Source organism: Hyphomonas sp. UBA3601 (assembly GCF_002375605.1).
GTDB lineage: Bacteria > Pseudomonadota > Alphaproteobacteria > Caulobacterales > Hyphomonadaceae > Hyphomonas.
Genome location: NZ_DFME01000040.1, coordinates 1 through 2,466, shown reverse-complemented (window position 1 = coordinate 2,466; position 2,466 = coordinate 1). Strand labels below are relative to the sequence as shown.

The following is a 2,466-nucleotide window of genomic DNA, read 5'->3' as shown; positions in this document are numbered from 1 at the left end:
TCCACCGCGGCGGGCTTCAGCACCAAATCCTCAGCCGGATATCCCAGGATGAAGAGTTCCGACAGGACAACGAGGTCAGCGCCCTTGGCCTTGCCCTCGGCCAGCGCGCCCCGCGCCAGCTCCAGATTCCCCCGAATATCCCCCACCACCGGGTTCAACTGCGCGACCAAGATTCTCAGCTTTTTGCTCATAAGGAGCATTTAGGCGGAAGCGTCAGGATACGCAATTGCTTCCTTCCATTGTTCTCCAACGAAGACTTGGGCCGGGCTTACGCAACTTGCCAAATCACCATAGCTGCTATGTTGAGAGTTGATATTGGAAGAGAAACGATGGAAGAGCTTCAAGCTGCGTTATCCGAAAAGCTGCCTACCCACTTCATGCGGGTTCTGCTTGATGGGGCGATGAGATCAATTCTAGATCAGCAGCATCCATTGCGAGCCTCGAATTTCGCGGTAGCGGCGCGGGAGCTGTTTACTCAGATCCTGCATTACTATGCGCCTGATGATGATGTTCGGAACTGTGCTTGGTTCGTACAAGATCCCAATACGGATAGAGTAACAAGAAGGCAAAGGTCGACATATGCGGTCCAGGGGGGACTCGCGGATGAATACATTAGTACCTTCGATATAGATTTAGCCGAATTGCATTCGGAAGTGGCGAACGCGATGAATGATCTGAACAGATTGGTGCACATTCAGCCACAACGATTGAACCAATCTCAAGAAGAGGTTGTTGAGTTTGGAACAGGTGTACTCTCTGCAATGGTCGCTCTTATGGATGCGATGGATCATTGCCGTGATGCAGTGGCATCCGCACTTTGGACTCAGGTATACGAAGCAATGATGTCGGAATTTGTCCGAACCACCATTGCGGAGATCGATCTAGTAGCAGGCGCTGGATATGAGCTCGACCCCCTCATTCCAATCCATGATTTTGAGATTGGACGCATCGATTCATCCAATATTGATTTACACATCAAGGGAAGTTTGTTCGTGACATTGCACTATGGAAGCGCAGATGACGGCGCGGAAATCGACCACGAATTTCCTTTTGAAATGCACTTATACGCGCCTACGAGTGTGCCGACAGATTTAGATATTCGGAGCTACGCTATTGACGACTCGAGTTGGTATGGAAGCGATGAATGAGTTTCGATTTTCACCCGATACGTGAAGGCAGTATCGGAGGGGTATTTCTACTCGGCAGATAAGTTATCTTGACTAGTGCGTTTAGGGGGTACTCGGAAAAGGTGTCAGATTTTCTATCGTATACTGTGATGCTACTTGTGGTTCTCAGAAATAACCCTACGTCGTTTTGTGTAGTTCCATCGGCCGTAACGACCGATACTGGTACTCCACCGCCATATCTGATCCCTCGCAAGAATTCTGCATAACCATTGCCTGTCGAGATGTGCAGTGCGTAAAACGCGCCAATGAGATACATCGCTAAGTAAAAACGTGGAGGCCATTTAGAATGGGGCTTCGGGAAAAAGTAAGCAATAGAAAACGGTACGACGAATGCCGCAGATAGTAGAATATTCCTAGCCCAATTGATATCCTCTGAGTTCGTCAGCCAAGAGAAGAATTCAACGATCGTCAAAGCTGAGAAGCTCATAGCGGGCCAAAAAAGCAGGATCAGAATATCCTTAACTATGGAAAAACGTCCGTCAGAACGATGCTTCAGAGATCCTTTTAGCAAGTCTTCTACTATCGTTCGGGTTCCTTCAAAGACGACAAAACCAAACACGCCGATAAAAAACCCAAGAACCAAAGAGATGAAGGTGGAAAAAGCCACGCCTTCAAATGGTGCTCGCGCGCCATACCGTCCAACATAATCAAACAAAGCGTAAGTCGACCATATCGTCAGAGTTATGCCTACCGCGATTGCTCTTATGAACCAAACTGCGTACGGACGGACATGTGAGGGAAGTGTGTCGATATGCTTGGAAATCTGTACAATCACATTCACTCCCCCTCTAAGGCGTAGAATCAACAACGCTACTACAGTAGCCTTATAAACTATCATACGATTGTTTTATAAGTCCCCGCTCTTAACTCACGCCCTGAGCATGCTATAAAACTTTGCGGCAACTACTTGTACGTATCTTCTTTTACGACGGACTTAGTTGCCACGCCTGAAGTACATCCTGGGTGATCCCTATCCGTCTGATACCCGCCAAACCCATACTCCCCGCATGGACGCGCAAACGGACATTCTGAAACGGGGGCTGGAACATGCCGGGCGGGCGGTGCTGGATGCCTCCGCGTTGGCGAACCTCCATCTCGGGCCGAAAGTGATCGGGCGCAGCGTGGCGGGGCGGATTTCCGGACGGCTCAAAATGCTGGAAACCATTGTCCGCCGTCTGATCCTGGTCCTCGCGCTCAATCTGACACTCGCCCCGGCGGCCCCGCGCGCCGCGCCCGCTGAGCCGAAGCCGGAACCAGACCTGCCCGACGGCGTCGAACT

The 2,466-nt window shown here is 50.4% G+C and carries 3 protein-coding genes and 1 pseudogene; 2 read left to right on the top strand and 2 right to left on the bottom strand.

Translation table 11 applies throughout. The features are described 5' to 3' along the window. Positions 1 to 191: nitrilase-related carbon-nitrogen hydrolase (locus B4F73_RS04760; RefSeq protein ID WP_290482622.1), on the bottom strand; the 191-nt coding region annotated here is incomplete at its 3' end. A gap of 108 nt (positions 192 to 299) precedes the next feature. Between B4F73_RS04760 and B4F73_RS04755 the strand changes: the two genes are divergently transcribed. Beyond that, on the top strand, positions 300 to 1,148 hold the full coding sequence (locus tag B4F73_RS04755; RefSeq protein ID WP_290484756.1) for a hypothetical protein: 849 nt from the start codon (positions 300 to 302) through the stop codon (positions 1,146 to 1,148). A 10-nt stretch (positions 1,149 to 1,158) separates the two neighbouring features. On the opposite strand, the gene B4F73_RS04750 is transcribed toward B4F73_RS04755, so the two are convergent. Then, complete coding sequence (locus B4F73_RS04750) at positions 1,159 to 1,962, bottom strand: hypothetical protein (RefSeq protein WP_290482614.1); 804 nt, start codon at positions 1,960 to 1,962, stop codon at positions 1,159 to 1,161. Between the two features lie 163 nt (positions 1,963 to 2,125). Here B4F73_RS04750 and B4F73_RS04745 point away from each other — a divergent pair. Further along, positions 2,126 to 2,466, top strand: a pseudogene (locus B4F73_RS04745) (hypothetical protein); the annotation flags it as partial.